This window comes from Mesorhizobium sp. DxT, assembly GCF_058448885.1.
In genome coordinates, this window is sequence record NZ_JBZFLJ010000005.1 from 239,270 (window position 1) to 254,590 (window position 15,321).

The 15,321-nt window shown below is 64.0% G+C and carries 15 protein-coding genes and 1 pseudogene; 5 read left to right on the forward strand and 11 right to left on the reverse strand.

Annotated features, from left to right (window positions below; all coding sequences use genetic code 11):
* Positions 1–2 precede the first annotated feature (2 nt).
* The 4 genes and pseudogenes from ACVJNE_RS11995 to ACVJNE_RS12010 form a co-directional block, all read right to left on the reverse strand.
* Entirely contained in the window at positions 3–389 is a 387-nt protein-coding gene (locus ACVJNE_RS11995; RefSeq protein WP_173191126.1) for a MerR family transcriptional regulator, read from the reverse strand.
* Positions 390–492: 103 nt separating this feature from the next.
* Positions 493–1,221, reverse strand: a complete 729-nt coding sequence (locus ACVJNE_RS12000; RefSeq protein WP_499565822.1) for a nuclear transport factor 2 family protein — start codon at positions 1,219–1,221, stop codon at positions 493–495.
* 116 nt (positions 1,222–1,337) lie between these two features.
* The gene (gene mgtE, locus ACVJNE_RS12005) at positions 1,338–2,753 is read right to left on the reverse strand and encodes a magnesium transporter (protein ID WP_499565824.1); all 1,416 of its coding nucleotides are present in this window, start codon (positions 2,751–2,753) and stop codon (positions 1,338–1,340) included.
* A 205-nt stretch (positions 2,754–2,958) separates the two neighbouring features.
* Positions 2,959–3,603 (reverse strand): annotated as a pseudogene (locus tag ACVJNE_RS12010) (glutathione S-transferase family protein).
* Between the two features lie 160 nt (positions 3,604–3,763).
* On the opposite strand from ACVJNE_RS12010, the gene rimO reads away from it, so the two are divergent.
* Entirely contained in the window at positions 3,764–5,077 is a 1,314-nt protein-coding gene (gene rimO / locus ACVJNE_RS12015) for a 30S ribosomal protein S12 methylthiotransferase RimO (protein WP_499565826.1), read from the forward strand.
* On the opposite strand, the gene ACVJNE_RS12020 is transcribed toward rimO, so the two are convergent.
* The 5 genes from ACVJNE_RS12020 to ACVJNE_RS12040 form a co-directional block, all read right to left on the reverse strand.
* On the reverse strand, positions 5,078–5,722 hold the full coding sequence (locus ACVJNE_RS12020; protein ID WP_499565828.1) for a glutathione S-transferase family protein: 645 nt from the start codon (positions 5,720–5,722) through the stop codon (positions 5,078–5,080).
* 115 nt (positions 5,723–5,837) lie between these two features.
* Positions 5,838–6,815 carry a quinone oxidoreductase family protein gene (locus tag ACVJNE_RS12025; RefSeq protein ID WP_499565830.1) on the reverse strand — a complete coding sequence of 326 codons (978 nt, stop codon included), beginning with the start codon at positions 6,813–6,815 and terminating at the stop codon, positions 5,838–5,840.
* 1 nt (position 6,816) lies between these two features.
* Positions 6,817–7,587 carry a phosphatidylcholine synthase gene (pcsA, locus tag ACVJNE_RS12030; protein WP_499565832.1) on the reverse strand — a complete coding sequence of 257 codons (771 nt, stop codon included), beginning with the start codon at positions 7,585–7,587 and terminating at the stop codon, positions 6,817–6,819.
* Complete coding sequence (locus ACVJNE_RS12035) at positions 7,584–8,198, reverse strand: DUF1326 domain-containing protein (protein WP_368802912.1); 615 nt, start codon at positions 8,196–8,198, stop codon at positions 7,584–7,586. The genes pcsA and ACVJNE_RS12035 overlap by 4 nt, the downstream gene beginning before the upstream one ends.
* A gap of 14 nt (positions 8,199–8,212) precedes the next feature.
* Entirely contained in the window at positions 8,213–9,211 is a 999-nt protein-coding gene (locus ACVJNE_RS12040) for a DUF2182 domain-containing protein (RefSeq protein ID WP_499565834.1), read from the reverse strand.
* Here ACVJNE_RS12040 and ACVJNE_RS12045 point away from each other — a divergent pair.
* The gene (locus tag ACVJNE_RS12045; protein WP_499565836.1) at positions 9,192–10,376 is read left to right on the forward strand and encodes a UbiH/UbiF family hydroxylase; all 1,185 of its coding nucleotides are present in this window, start codon (positions 9,192–9,194) and stop codon (positions 10,374–10,376) included. The genes ACVJNE_RS12040 and ACVJNE_RS12045 overlap by 20 nt on opposite strands.
* 3 nt (positions 10,377–10,379) lie before the next feature.
* On the opposite strand, the gene ACVJNE_RS12050 is transcribed toward ACVJNE_RS12045, so the two are convergent.
* Positions 10,380–11,342, reverse strand: coding sequence for an AEC family transporter (locus ACVJNE_RS12050; RefSeq protein WP_499565838.1), 963 nt, complete (start codon positions 11,340–11,342; stop codon positions 10,380–10,382).
* A gap of 134 nt (positions 11,343–11,476) precedes the next feature.
* Here ACVJNE_RS12050 and hspQ point away from each other — a divergent pair, with 134 nt between their 5' ends.
* Positions 11,477–11,809, forward strand: coding sequence for a heat shock protein HspQ (gene hspQ, locus ACVJNE_RS12055; protein ID WP_499565839.1), 333 nt, complete (start codon positions 11,477–11,479; stop codon positions 11,807–11,809).
* 77 nt (positions 11,810–11,886) lie between these two features.
* On the opposite strand, the gene ACVJNE_RS12060 is transcribed toward hspQ, so the two are convergent.
* A complete protein-coding gene (locus ACVJNE_RS12060) occupies positions 11,887–12,519 on the reverse strand; it encodes an invasion associated locus B family protein (RefSeq protein WP_499565841.1) in 633 nt (210 codons plus the stop codon).
* Positions 12,520–12,757: 238 nt separating this feature from the next.
* On the opposite strand from ACVJNE_RS12060, the gene ACVJNE_RS12065 reads away from it, so the two are divergent.
* Both ACVJNE_RS12065 and ACVJNE_RS12070 read left to right on the forward strand, forming a co-directional pair.
* Complete coding sequence (locus tag ACVJNE_RS12065; protein ID WP_499565843.1) at positions 12,758–14,569, forward strand: extracellular solute-binding protein; 1,812 nt, start codon at positions 12,758–12,760, stop codon at positions 14,567–14,569.
* A 27-nt stretch (positions 14,570–14,596) separates the two neighbouring features.
* Entirely contained in the window at positions 14,597–15,283 is a 687-nt protein-coding gene (locus ACVJNE_RS12070) for a DsbA family oxidoreductase (RefSeq protein WP_499565845.1), read from the forward strand.
* Positions 15,284–15,321 lie beyond the last annotated feature (38 nt).

Below are 15,321 nucleotides of genomic sequence, written 5' to 3' on the forward strand. Positions count from 1 at the left end.
CCTCAGGTGCTGACGCCCAGCTCCACCAGCCGCTCCACGCAGGCTTCCTCGGCATTGTCGAGTTCGGACAGCGTCTCTTCCAGGTCGCGACGCTTCTGGCGCAGTTCCTCGCGCTTTTCCTCGATGCGTTTGATCATCAGCTTGAGCTGACCAACCTCGCCCGGCGGCTCCCGGTAGATCTGGATGATCTCGCGAATCTCGTTGATCGAGAAGCCCAGCCGCTTGCCGCGCATGATCTGCCTGATGAGGTGACGGTCGGATGGGCGGAAAAGCCGCGTGCGACCCCGGCGCACCGGCGCGATCAACCCCTCGTCCTCGTAGAACCGAAGCGTTCGGGTCGAGATGTCGAACTCGCGGGTCAGTTCGGTGATCGTGTAATATTCCCGCATTCGGGCGGCCGTCCTGTCATGAAACCGTAACAGGATGTGGCACGGCATTTACGTAAAAGTCAATTGCGGACACCGACCACGGTCTGCCTGAAGAGCTTCTGCCTCAGCTTTTCGGCTGGGCAAGAACCACGAGGTTGCCGTCGGGATCCCGCATACGCAGCAGCCGAACATAGGTTGCCGGCTCTATGGCTCCTGGCTGAAAGCTCGCCTTTTCAAGACGTTCGCGTTCGTCCTCAAGGTTTTCGACGAACAGTGTCAGCGTGCCGTTGCCGGCATTCTGCGCGTTTTCGAAGAGCTGCAGCCCGGCGGTTTTACCATGGTGCCACTCCGCGAGACCCTGCATCGGCGTCGCGTCGGCTACGCGCCCGAACAGCCTCGCAAACCAGTCAGTGCTTGTTTCCAGATTCGAGCAGTTTAGGTTGGCATAGACCGTTGTCAGTTTCATCGACGCGCCTGCGGCGGAATCACTTGCTAGCGAGCCACCTTCGGGCGCATCGTGCGGTACGTTCCAGCCGAAATAGACCTCGGCCTCGACGATCCTGCCGCCTCTCACCGTCAGCACTTCGGTATTGCGGAATTTGCGGCCCGACATCGCCTCGCCCACATAGGTTACGACGACATCGTCCCCGGCGGGCACGATGCGTTCGAAGCGGAAGTCCCTGATGTTGGCGCTGTTCGGCCAGCAACGCTCGAAATAGGCCTTGCGGTCTATGCGGTTGTCGAGCGGGCTCGTGAAATGCAAGTCGGGCGCGATCAGCGCTTCGATCGCGGCCCGGTCGCCCGAGACGTAGGCCAGATAACTGTCGCGCGCGATGGATGCGTTGTCCGTCATTACAAACTCCTTCCGATTGCCCTTTGCAATCAGATGAAGCTAACGCATCTGCTTTTATTCCGCAACCAGATGAAGCAGGCCGCCTCGCTGGAGCCAGGCGTGCGACAACCCCGCCGTTACAGCAGCCCGAACCACCATGTCGCGAGGCCGAGAAACGCGAGGAAGCCGACGACATCCGTAACCGCCGTGACGAACACAGCGGAGGACACGGCGGGGTCGGCCCCTACCCTGTCGAGCAGCAGCGGGATGAGAATGCCGGCCAGTGCCGCCACGAAAAGGTTGATGATCATCGCCGCCGCGATGATGCCGCCGATATTCACGTCGTCGAACCAGAAGCCCGCGACTCCGCCGACCAGCACGGCGAAGATGATGCCGTTGATGAAGCCGACGCCCATCTCGCGGCGGATGATGCGGCCGGCATTGTAGATGTCGAGGTCTCTCGTCGCGAGCGCGCGCACCGTCACCGTCATCGTCTGCGAACCAGCATTGCCGCCCATGCCGGCAACGATCGGCATCAGGATCGCGAGCGCCACGATCTGCTGGATCGTCGCGTCGAACAGGCCGATGACGGACGCCGCCAGAAACGCGGTGACGAGGTTGATCAGCAGCCATGGAACGCGCGAGCGAGAGGTCGCCAGAATGCTATCCGACAGCTCTTCGTCGCCCACACCGCCGAGGCGCATCAGATCTTCCTCGGCTTCTTCCTGAATGACGTCGACCACATCATCGATCGTCAGCACGCCGACGAGGCGCTCGTTCTCGTCGACCACGGCTGCCGACAGAAGATCGTACTGCTCGAAGACCTGCGCTGCCTCCTCCTGATCCATCGTCGCGGGGATGGCATGGCGCGTTTCGTGCATGATCTCCTCGATCTTCACCGTGCGCTGCGTGCGCAGGATGCGGTCGAGATCGACCGCACCGAGCAGGCGGAAGGTTGGATCGATCACGAAGATCTGGCTGAACGACTCCGGCAGGTTCTTGTCTTCGCGCATGTAGTCGATGGTCTGGCCGACCGTCCAGAAGGGCGGCACGGCCACGAACTCGGTCTGCATGCGCCGGCCGGCCGTCTCTTCCGGATAGTCCAGTGCGCGCCGCAGCCTGATACGCTCGGTAAAGGGAAGCTGAGCAAGAATCTCGTCCTGGTCTTCCTGGTCGAGATCTTCGAGGATGTAGACAGCATCGTCGGAATCGAGCTCCTGCATCGCCTGGGCGATCTGCTCGTTCGGCATGTTCTCGACGATGTCGAGGCGGATCGCGTCGTCCACCTCGGTCAGCGCTGTAAAATCGAAATCCGCGCCCATCAGTTCGACAAGCGCGCGCCGCTGCTCCGGCATCAATGCCTCGAGCAGGTCGCCCACTTCCGATTGGTGGAGCGCGCCGACATCCTGCTTGAGCGTCAGCGTATCGCGGTCGGCTATGGCAGCGCCGATATGGGAGAGGAACGAGGACCGAATGACGCCGTCCTCGTCGTAGATGTCGGCCCCGGTTGCGTGGACCTGATCCTCGGGCGGCCGGTCTTGCGGATTTTCCAACAGCGCCTCCCGCCTGGTTGCGTTCGATTACCCCGTCTAGCTCGCCTGCGCGGCGAACACAAAGCCAAACGCGTCGCTGTCCAACACGATACCGGCAAGCACGAACGCGCGAACCCCGCTGGCGGTTGCGCGTTCAGCCTCTTCGAAACCCCGTGGACAAGTCAGATCCGGCATCCGCCCATCGCTTGGCCGGACGCAGAACGGCCTAGGCTTTTGCCGCTCTTTGCTCGTCCCCCGCAGCAAAGTGCGCCATCTGATCGGCATGGGCCTTCCTGAAGGCGGGGCGATCCGTGACCCTGGCCACATAGGCTTCCGCCGCCGGCCGATCTCCGAAGGAGCGCAGCTTTGCGACGCGCAACACATCGGCCATCAGCAGATCCGCGACCGTGAAACGGTCGGCAACCAGCCATTGCCGCTCCTTCAGGACGCGTTCCATATGATCCAGACGGCTTTCCAGCCAGCCGACGAGATTGTTTTCCTTCGCGCCGGTCACCTCCAGAAACCATCAGGGCACCGACACCATCTCGATCGAGTTGAGCGCGGCGATCGTCCATTGCAGCGTCTGCGCTTCGCTCGCCGGATCACGCGGCATCAGCGTTTCGCTCTTGCGGGCCAGATGCAGAAGCCCTGCCCCGCTCTCGAACAGCTCGACCTCACCATCGCTTAGAAACGGTATCTGCGCGAACGGTTGATGCGCCAGATGATCGGGGCCTCGCTCGTCGAAAGGCACCGTTCGAACTGAATAATCGAGACCGGCTTCCTCGCACGCCCATCTCAACCGGATGTCGCGTACGAAACCGCGTGGGCCTTCGGGCACCCAGTCATATGTCCAGACGATCAATTCGCTCATTGCGGCATGCCTCCTGCTCGTCGCACGTCATCTAATTGATCATATCCGAGGACTCAAAGGCAGGCGCTTCGCCGCCGTTTGTGCCGCCGGGAGATTACACGTCCTGAATTTTCGTGCTATGGCGCGCGCCAATTCCCTCAATTGTCGAGAGTTTTCGCCCATGTCCGCGCCACGCGTCAGCTTTGTCAGTCTCGGATGCCCGAAGGCGCTGGTCGATTCCGAACGCATCATCACGCGGCTGCGGGCCGAGGGCTACGAGATCGCGCGCAAGCATGACGGTGCCGATCTCGTTGTCGTCAACACGTGCGGCTTTCTCGATTCCGCGCGTGACGAGTCGCTTGCGGCAATCGGCGACGCGATGAAGGAAAACGGCAAGGTGATCGTCACCGGCTGCATGGGCGCGACACCCGAGCTGATCCGCGAGAAGCACCCCAACGTACTCGCGATCACCGGCCCGCAGGCCTATGAGAGCGTGATGAGCGCCGTACATGAGGCCGCCCCGCCTGCACACGAGCCGTTCGTCGATCTGATCCCGCCGCAGGGCGTGAAGCTGACGCCACGCCACTACGCCTATCTGAAGATTTCGGAAGGCTGCAACAACCGCTGCTCGTTCTGCATCATTCCCGCACTGCGCGGCGATTTGGTCTCGCGCCCGGCAGGCGACGTGCTACGCGAGGCCGAACGGCTGGTGACGGCTGGCGTCAAGGAAATCCTCGTCATCTCGCAGGACACGTCGGCCTACGGCGTCGACGTGAAGTACCAGCCAAGTGTCTGGCAGGATCGCGAGGTCCGCACCAAGTTCATCGATCTGTCGCGCGAGCTCGGCGAGATGGGCGTGTGGGTGCGCATGCACTACGTCTACCCCTACCCGCATGTCGACGAGGTCATCCCGCTGATGGCTGAAGGCAAGATCCTGCCCTATCTCGACATTCCCTTCCAGCATGCCTCGCCGCAGATTCTCAAGAACATGCGACGCCCGGCGCACCAGGAAAAGACGGCGGCGCGCATCAAGGCCTGGCGCGACGTTTGCCCCGATCTCGCGGTCCGCTCGACCTTTATCGTCGGCTTTCCGGGCGAGACAGAGGAAGATTTCGAGTTCCTGCTCGACTGGCTGGACGAGGCGAAGATCGACCGCGCCGGTTGCTTCAAATACGAGGCGGTCGGCGGTGCCCGTTCCGAGACGCTTGGCCTGCCCGAGGTACCGCAGGAGATCAAGGAAGCCCGCTGGCGCCGTTTCATGGAGCGCCAGCAGAAAGTATCGGCCAATCTTCTGAAGAAGAAGGTCGGCAAGCGCCTGCCCGTCATCATCGACGAGGCGAACGGCACGGCTGCCAAGGGCCGCACCCGCTACGACGCGCCCGAGATCGACGGCAACGTCCATCTGGAGTCACGTCGTCCTTTGCGTGTCGGCGACATCGTCACGGTCAAGATCGACCGCGCCGATGCCTATGATCTCTACGGGCAGGCCGCGTAATTAGCCCTGGGAGGCGAACTGCTTCTGGAAGAACGGCGTCTTCATCGCCATTTCCTGGTCCTTCTCACCCGCCCGCAGGTTGGCGGGGCGGTCGCGCAGGCGCTCCATATAGGCCAGGAATGACGGCCGTTCAGGCAGCGCCTTCAGGTTCTCCATCGTATAGCCGATGCCGGAACCGAGCTGCACGTCGGCAGCCGTGAACCGGTCGCCCGCCGCATAAGGCCGCTCGGTCAGGATACGATCGACATAGTTCACCATGTCGTCGAATGTCCCGAACGAGAAGTTGTTGCCGCCATACTTCCAGCCCTGCGCGTGGGCGGCCAGTGCCGGGTCGAACACCGCATCGCAATAGACCAGCATCGACAGATACGGTCCCCGCATCGGATCGCCGATCTGCGGTGCGAGGCCAGCATCTGGAAACGCGTCGGCAAGGTAGGTGGTGATCGCGGCCCGCTCGGTAACCACGATGCCGTCATGCTCGATGGCCGGCACCTTCTTGTTCGGCTGGATTTTCCGGTATTCCTCCGGGACGCCCCCGTCCTGCCGGATGTCGATCTCGACAAGCTCGTAGTCCACGCCCAGTTCCTCCAGCAGCCACAGGATACCGGAGGAGCGCGACCACGGGGCATGATAGAATTTCAGCACGGCTGTTTCCTCGCATTCAGCGTTTCGATGAATTGGGTATACCAAACACCTCCTGACAACTGGCTGTCAGGAGGTGTCGCGACCCCGGCGAAACCTGAAAAGAGCCTGCCGTGCCCTAGGGGATCAAAACCGTCGTGCCGGTAGTCTTGCGGCCTTCGAGGTCGGCATGCGCCTTGGCGGCGTCGGCAAGTGCGTAGCGCTGGTTGACCCTGATCTTCACGTCGCCGGACTTCACCACATCGAACAGCGCATTGGCCGAAGCCTGCAGCTCGTCACGCGTGGCGATGTACTGGAACAGCGTCGGCCGCGTCGCGTAGAGCGACCCCTTCTGCGACAGGATCGCCATGTTGAACGGCTGGATCGGTCCCGACGACTGGCCGAAGCTGACGAACATGCCGCGCACACGCAGACAGTCGAGCGAGGCCGGGAACGTGTCCTTACCGACGGAATCGTAGACCACGTCGCACATCTTGCCCCCGGTGATCTCCTTCACCCGGGCGACGAAATCCTCTTCGCTGTAGTTGATGACGTGCTCGTAGCCATGCGCCTTCGCCAGTTCGGCCTTTTCGGCCGACCCGACGGTGCCGATCAGCGTCACGCCGAGCTTGCGCGCCCACTGGCCGAAGATGAGACCGACGCCGCCGGCAGCCGCGTGGTAGAGCACCGTGTCGCCCGGCTTCACGGGATAGGTGCGCAACAACAGGTATTCGGCAGTCATGCCCTTGAGCATCATGCCGGCCGCGTCTTCATCGGAGATGCCGTCCGGCACCTTCACCAGGCGGTCGGCGGCGATGACGCGCTCCTGCGCATAGGCCCCGAGCCCCCCTACATAGGCGACGCGGTCGCCGGGTTTGACCCAGTCGACGCCCTCGCCCACCTCGAGCACCTCGCCGGCGGCCTCGTTGCCGGGAATGAGCGGCAGCCCCGCCGGTGCCGGATAGAGCCCGGAGCGGAAGTAGGTATCGAGAAAGTTCAGTCCGATGGCCGTATGCCGGATCAGCGCCTCGCCCTTGCCGGGCTTGCCTGCGTCATGATCCTCGTAGCGGAGGACCTCGGGCCCTCCGTGCTCGTGAACGCGTATCGCCTTGGCCATGTCAGTCCTTTTTCAGTCCTAGTTTTGGTAAAAGCTGCATGATGCCGCCGATCACGAACAGGTAGACGCCCGTGATGCCGACACCGATGCGCACGATCTGCGACGAATCCATCTGCTGGAGCAGCGCCACAACGCCGAGAACGCACCAGACGAGGAAAATGCCGAGGTTCAACGGCCGCAGCCGCTTGACGCGCACCGGATGCAGGAAGTTGACCGGCGCGAAGGACAGGATCGCCGCGATCACGACGATGCCGAAGGAGACCCACTCACCGGGATGGATCACGAACAGGGTGAACACCACCATGTTCCAGACTACGGGGAACCCCTTGAAGAAGTTCTCCTTCGTCTTCATGCCGGTGTCGGCATAGTAGATCGCGCTGGACACGACGATGATCGCCGCCGACAGGAACGACAGCCCCTCGCCCATGAAGCCGCTCTGGTAGAGCGCGAAGGCCGGAATAAGCACATAGGTCACGTAGTCGATGATGTTGTCGAGCATCTCGCCCGACCACGTCGGCAGCACTTCCTTGACCTCGAGCTTGCGCGCGATCGGGCCGTCGATGCCGTCGACGAACAGCGCGAGGCCCAGCCACAGGAACATGGCGGTCCACTGCTTCTCGGCGGCAGAGACCAGCGACAGGAAAGCCAGGAACGAGCCCGAAGCCGTCAGCAGGTGCACCGAAAAGGCGCGCGCCTGCGGCCACGTCACCTTCTTCTTCGGTCTCGGAATGCGCTGCGAGAGCTTCTTTTTCGGCGATAGTTCGTCTGTCACGGCCCACGCCAGTCCAGCTTGCAGATTTCGGCGGAACGCCCGGCGAAGTTCCAGTTGCGGCCGAAGGCGCGCAGCCGGCTCTTGTCGGACTTGGCGACGATGATCTCCGGCGCGATCCAGTATTCGGAATTGGTGATGACCGTATCGTCGTCGCGGTTCTTGCCGGGGATTGGCGTCACCGCACCGTCGATGATCTTCGGAATCTGGAAGATGCGGGTCTTGTCGCGCACCTCGTAGCTGATCGGCGCGCGCTCGATGCCGAGGAACTTGCCGACGAGGATTGAAAGAAGCCCCGTGGTGCCGCCGGCCTTGCCGGAGAATATCTTGCCGATCGCCTTCTGTGCGTAGATCGAGGCGCGCTCGTCCACGAACAGCCCGGCCGTCCAGTTGCCGCGGCTCATATAGCCGGGGATTTCCATGATCAGCCCGAGATTGAGCCCGGACAGGTCGACATCGCCAAAATGACCGGAATCGATGCGGAACCCCGCCCAGGTCTGGCAATATCCCTCCGTCGGCGGATGCTGGCCGAGCGACAGGACGCAGGGGCAGAAGACGGTGCAGTTGCACGACAGCACCAGCTCCCCCTTCATCGCCCAACTTGTTTCGGCCATCGCCACCTCCTCGGCTACCACGAAACTACAAGCAGCACGGCTGCCCAGACAAGCAATATCGCGCCGGCGAGCCGCGTTGGAAGCGAACCCGCCGTTTCCTTTTCCACAAGACTGAACACCGCCAACAGCGCCATCCAGAAGATGTTCATGAGCCCAACGGCGAACATCACCAGCATCAGCGCCCAGCAGCAGCCCAGGCACCACAGCCCCTGTTCCGCCCCGAGGCGCAGGATGCGCGCGGGTCGCGCGCTCCAGCGCGAGAACAGCACCGTGAACGGGTTGCGGCACTTTTCGAGGCACGCCGCCTTCAGGCTGCTGAACTGGTAGAGCCCCGCCAGCAACAGCGCCAGCGCGGCAACCGACCCCTCCACCGGCCCGAGACCACCAGCCACCGCGCCCGCCTGCCGCAGCGCCACGGTCAGCGCAGCAAACAGCGCTGAGGCGAGAAGCCACACGCCGAGATAGCCTGCGACCAACACCAGCGGATGCGCCACCGCCTCCCCCTTGCGGGCGGCGGTATCGGCAATCTCGCAATAGGTGCGCACCATCGGCGCGGCCGTCGGCAACATCATCGCCACCGCCATCAGGAACCACATCGCCAGCAGCGCCAGGAACTCGGCCACGGGATCGCCGGCAGGCAACGGCGACAGGCAGAGCGCGAAGAAGCGCTCCAGAAACGCCGGCAACGGCAGGTCAGGCAGCGCCGCCAGCAGGTCGGCTCCAGGCCCCTGCGTCGCGGGCAGCGCGCCCTGTGACACCCGGTGCGCCATGGCGGCAAGCACCAGCCATGACAGGACGACGGCCAGCCCAACGCTTGCATAGACGAGCGCCTTCGCGCGGCCTGCCAGCCCGGCGGCCATCCGGCCGGGCGCATCAAGCCTCGAAAAGTCGTCGCGCAACTCGCTCATGTCGCCGCAATGGGCCAATTCGACACGTTGATCAAGATCGCCCCGCCGCCCTATATGCCAAACGGGCACCATGCGGAGCAGATCCATGAAGATTGAAGCTGACATCGTCGTCGCCGGAACCGGCCCGGTGGGCCTCGTTTCCGCACTCTCCCTCGGACGCGCCGGGTTCCGTGTCGCGCTGGCCGGGCCACCCGCCAATCTCGCCGACCGGCGCACGACGGCGCTGATGAAGCCGTCTCTGGATTTCCTGGATGAACTCGGGCTGCTCGATGCGCTGCGCACCGATGCCGCGACCTTGAAGGTCATGCGCATTGCCGACGCGACACAGCGTTTGCTGCGCAGCCCCGTCGTCACCTTCCGCGCCAGCGAGATCGGCGAGGATTATTTCGGCCTCAATATCCCCAACCGCCGCCTGCTGGCCGCGCTCGACGAGGCCGTTTCGGCGAGCAAGAGCGTCGAACGCGCCGAAACCACCGTCTCCCGCTGGAACATCGATGCCGACACCATCGAGGCCGAGCTTGCCGACGGCCGGACCGTATCGGCCCGGATCGCGGTCGCGGCCGATGGGCGTATGTCGCCGGCGCGCGAGGCTGCCGGTATCGCCGTCAGCGCCGGGAGTACCGGCCAGTCGGCGCTCGTGCTGGATTTCGCGCACGCGCGGCCCCACGACGACACGTCGACGGAGTTCCACACCGAAGACGGGCCGTTCACGCTTGTGCCGCTGTCCGGACAGCGCTCCAGCCTCGTCTGGGTCACGCGCCCGCATCGCGCGGAGGAACTGGTCCGGCTTTCGGACGACGAGCTGTCGCTCATCGTCGAAGAGCGGATGCAGTCCATGCTCGGGCGCGTCGCCGTCGAGCCCGGCCGGCAGGTGTTTCCGATCAGCTCCGCCCTTCCCCGCCGCTTTGCCGCGAACCGCGTCGCGCTCGTCGGCGAGGCGGCCCACATCTTCCCGCCGATCGGCGCCCAGGGGCTCAATCTCGGCATTCGCGACGTCGAAAGCCTGCTGGACACGGCGATGCGCCATTCCGCCGATCCGGGCTCCGCGGCGGCACTTTCAGCCTACGACCGCAGTCGCCGGCCCGACATTCTGGCGCGGTCCTCCGCCGTCAACATGCTCAACCGCTCGCTGCTTTCGGACATGCTGCCGGTGCAGCTCATACGCACTGCCGGGCTGAGCCTGCTGGGCGCCGCGCCGCCTCTGCGCGCGCTGTTCATGCGCGAGGGGCTGCGCACCGGCAGCGGTTTCGGCAGCGTCTTCCGGGTCTGACGATCAGGGAAACAGGTCCGGCGGCAATATGCCGTTGCGGATGAGATAGAGCAGCCCGGTTACCGACACGACTGACAGAACGGTGGTCAGCAGCAGGCTCGCCGAGGCGCGCTGCACCCAGACGCCGTATTGCTGGGCGATCACGAAAACGTTCGTCGCGGTCGGCAGCCCCGCCAGCAGGACCGCCGAAAACACCCACACTTCCGAAAAATTGCCGATCAGGCTGAGCACCACATAGCAAAGGATCGGGTGCACCACGAGCTTCAGCGTCACGATCGCGCCGAGTTCGCGCGGCACGCGGCGCAGCGGTTGCAGGGCAAGCGTGACGCCCATGACGAACAGAGCGCAGGGGGCGGCCGCCTGCGCCAGATATTCGAGCAGCCGCGCCACCGGCACCGGCGGCTCGTATTTCAGCCATGCCGCCAGCACCCCGACTGCGGTGGCGATGATGAACGGGTGCAGCGCGATACGCTTGACGACGCCGAGTGCCACTTCGCCCGGCGACGCCTTTTCGTCGCCCGCCAGCGCCATCATCGTTGGCGCGATCGCGAAATGCAGCACGTTCTCGAAACAGAAGATCAGCGCGACCGGCACAGCGGCTTCCGGCCCCAGCGCAAGCAATGCGAGGCCCGGCCCCATATAGCCGATATTGCCGTAGGCGGCCGCCAGTCCCTTGATCGTGCTTTCGGCGATCTCGCCACGCGAGACGATCACCGAGCCGACAAACATCAGGCTGAAGACCAGATAGGTGGAAAGCACAACCCCGAAGATGTAGCGCCACTCGGTCAACTGCTCGATGGGGGTCCGCGCGATGAGCTGGAAGAACAGCGCCGGCAAGGCGATGTAGACGATGAACGTGTTCATCCAGCCGAGCGCTTCGAGCGGCTGGCGGGTTATGCGCGCGGCGATCGCGCCAAGCAGGATCATGCCGAAGAAAGGCAGAACAAGTCCGACGATGTCTGCCATGGCAACCTTGGGAAATACCGGTCTATCGTAGGGGCTGATGCTGCGCGGCTACCCTGCCCGCCGCGGCCCGTCAAGCGCGGCAAGGATTGAATTGTGCGCTGCAATGCGCCAAATAGACCCGATGGTGCAAAGAAATGCGTGAAGCAAAAGTAGCAAAGTTCCGGATCGGACAGGTCGTGCGGCACCGCCTGTTTCCGTTTCGCGGCGTGATTTTCGACGTCGATCCCGAGTTCGCGAATACCGAAGAATGGTACGAAGCGATCCCCGCCGAGGTGCGCCCGCGCAAGGATCAGCCGTTCTATCACCTGCTCGCGGAAAACGACGAAAGCGAATATGTGGCCTACGTGTCGGAGCAGAACCTGCTCGACGACAGTTCAGGCGAACCGGTGCGCCATCCGCAACTGGCGGAATTCTTCGACAAGACCAGCGACGGCCACTACGCGCCCAAGGGCCGCGCCCAGCACTGACTGGCTTCTGCGCCCATGCGGCATAAAAAAAGCGGGCCAGATGGCCCGCTTTTTCGTTTCCGGTACGATGCGGGGCCTTAGTTGCCCTGCTTCGCCTTTTCCTGCTCTTCGCGCAGCTTCTTGGCGAAGTCGTCGGTGTTCTTGCTGACGAAATCTTGGATCTGGCGCTGGCGGTCCTCAAGGTCCGACTGCTGCAGCGGCTCACCGTCGAAGGCTGCCGTGAAGCCTGCCAGCGAAACCTTGATCGGGTTCGCCTGGTTCTGGAAATTGACCGAGGTCAGCGTCAGTTCCGAGCCGCGCTTGAAGGAAGCGACGAGCTGGTCGTTGAGCTGGCCTTCCGCGATGCAGCGGTCCGGCAGGCAAAGCATGTAGTCGAGCTTCTGGGCCTGGCCGCCATCGATCTGCAAGCCAATGCCGGGAGGCACCATGCGGCCGGTCGGAACCGTTACCTGGAACACGCGGCGGTTCGTCTTGCCCTTCACCTCGATCAGGCTGATGCCGGTGAGAAGCTGGCCGGTATCGGCAACCTTGATGTTCTGCACGTTGCAGATGTCGACGTCTTCCTGCTTGCTGCAGGCCTTGAACCAGCCTTCCGGCAATTGCTGTTGCTGTTGCTGGGCAGCGGCCGGCAGGGTGGCGGTCACGGCGACGCCAAGAGCACCGGCGGCCAGGATGGAAAGTCGGGTCGCATTGGTTTTGCGGCGGTTCATTGGGTCGTTTTCCTCTCAGAAAGTGAGCTGTGGCGCGCGCCGACGGTCGGCCCGCTACTGCGGATCAATTGCGGCGACAGCATGACTCCTCGCGCCTGTTACACCGCCAGCTTGCCGGAATCCAGACCTGCGGCGAAATTTGGCGGCGTGCAAGGCGGGGATTCCTGCCCGCGCGCCTCCCATGTTACGGTGCCGGCGAATCAGCCGTTTCAACATGGGTCAGTGCCGGAGCATGGTCATGCGCCTGTCGCCTCTTTCCGCCGTCCTGGCGCTTGCCCTCCTGCTGCCCATCCCGCTGGCGGGTGCAGCCGACGGACCGACCCATGCGATCGCCATGCATGGCGAGCCGGACCTTCCGGCCGACTTCCCGCATTTTCCCTACGCGAACCCGGCCGCGCCGAAAGGCGGGCGAATCGACTATGCGCTGCAGGGCACCTTCGACAGCCTCAATCCGTTCATCGTCCAGGGCGACGGCGCACGGGGCCTGTTCGACCAGTTCCTCGGCAACAACGTCTTCGAGACGCTCATGGCGCGCTCGCGCGACGAGGCCTTCACGCTCTACCCGCTGCTCGCGAAAACCGTCGAAACGGACGAGGAACGCAGCTTCATAGAGTTCACGCTCGATTCGCGCGCGAAATTCTCCGACGGCGAGCCGGTGACGGCCGACGATGTCATCTTCTCGATGGAACTCCTGCTGGAAAAGGCCCGGCCGATATACCAGAACTGGATCAAGGCGGCGGAGAAGATCGAGAAGGTCGGCGAGAACGGTGTGCGCTTCACCTTCAAGCCGGATGCGGGCCGCGAGGCGCCGCTGCTGCTCGCCATGCTGCCCATCCTGCCCGAACACGCGATCGACCGCGACCGCTTCGACAAGTCGTCGCTCGAACCGATGATCGGCTCCGGCCCTTATGTGGTCCAGAGCGTGCGTCCCGGCGAACTGGTCGTGATGAAGCGCAACCCGGACTATTGGGCGAAGGACATTCCCTCCAAGCGCGGCTTCGACAATTACGACGAGGTCCGGATCAACTACATCCGCGACGACAACACGATGTTCGAGGCCTTCAAGAAGGGCGTCGTCACGCTGTTCGAGGAAACCGACACCGGCCGCTGGTCGACCGGCTACGACTTCCCCGCCGCCAATGCCGGGCGGGTGATAAAGGACGCGTTCCCGATCGAGCAGCCGTCCGGCATGTACGGCTTCGTCATGAACACCCGCCGGCCGGTTTTCCAGGACCGCGCCTTCCGCCAGGCTCTGGCCGGGCTCTTCGATTTCGAATGGGCGAACCGCAACCTGTTCAACGGCGCCTACACGCGCACGCGCAGCTATTATGACGGATCGTCCCTCTCCTCGCATGGCGTGCCGGCAAGTGCCGCCGAGCGCGCGCTGCTCGCCCCCTACCCCGACGCCGTCTTGCCGGAGATCATGGACGGCACGTACAAGCTTCCCTCCTCCGACGGCACCGGCCGCGACCGGGAGTTCCTGCGCACCGGCATGGATGCGCTGAAGGCCGCCGGCTATAGCCTCGACGGGCGGCAGCTCGTCGACGCGAACGGCCGCGCGGTCACCTTCGAGATCATGCTCAACGGCCCGTCCGGCCAGGCGCTGGCCATGGCCTGGGCCCGGACGCTCGAGCGCCTCGGCATCCGCGCCACCGTCCGCATCGTCGACAGCGCCCAATATCTCCAGCGCCAGCGCACCTACGATTTCGACATCATGCTGATGCGCTACACCTCGTCGCTGTCGCCCGGCGCCGAGCAGATCGGCCGCTGGGGCTCGGTGACGCGCGACCTCGACGGCACCTACAATTTCGCCGGCGTGGCCGATCCCGCCGTCGACGCGATGATCGAGGCCCTGCTTGCCGCCCGCACGCGCGAAACGTTCGAGACGGCCGTGCGCGCCTTCGACCGGGTTCTGATGAGTGGCGCTTACGTCGTTCCGCTCTATCATCAACCCGACAAGTGGGTGGCGCGCTGGAAGCAGATCGAGCGCCCGGAAGCGACACCCGTCTACGGGCCGCAATTCCCCACCTGGTGGCACGCGGCCGAATAGGGCGGCCAGCACCCGAAGGAGATCGACATGAGCGAAGAAAACGGCATCACCGTCGACGTCATTTCCGACGTCGTCTGCCCGTGGTGCTTCATCGGCATGAAGCGGCTGGAAACAGCGATGACGCTCGCCGGCGACGTTCCGGTCAACGTGCGCTGGCGTCCCTACCAGCTCGACCCCACCATCCCGGCCGGCGGCATGCCGCGCAAGGAATACATGCTGAACAAGTTCGGCAGCGCGGAGCGCCTCAAGGAAATCCACGCGCAGGTCTCGCAGCTTGGCGAAGTCGAAGGCATCCGCTTCAATTTCGAGGCCATCGAGACCTCGCCCAACACGCTCGACGCGCACCGGCTGATCCGCTGGGCGGCATCGCCCAAGGCCCCCGCCGGCACGCAGGGGCCGGTGGTACGGCGGCTGTTCGAACAGTTCTTCGAGGAAGCCCGCGACATCGGCGACCGCGCCGTACTCGTGGAAACCGCCGTCGAAGCTGGCATGGACGGCCCGCTGGTCGAGGCGCTGCTATCGTCCAACGCTGACGCCGAATCCGTGCAGAGCGAGATCGCGACTGCCGCGCAGATGGGCGTGCGCGGCGTGCCCTGCTTCCTGCTCGAAGGCAAATACGCCGTGATGGGCGCCCAGGACGCCGAAACGCTCGCCGACGCCATCCGCCAGGTCGCTGTTGCGAAGGCTAAGGGCGAGCTTTCGAACGAGGCTTAAGCACTCCCGGCCACGCCCGCGCTACCCCGGCTGCATGT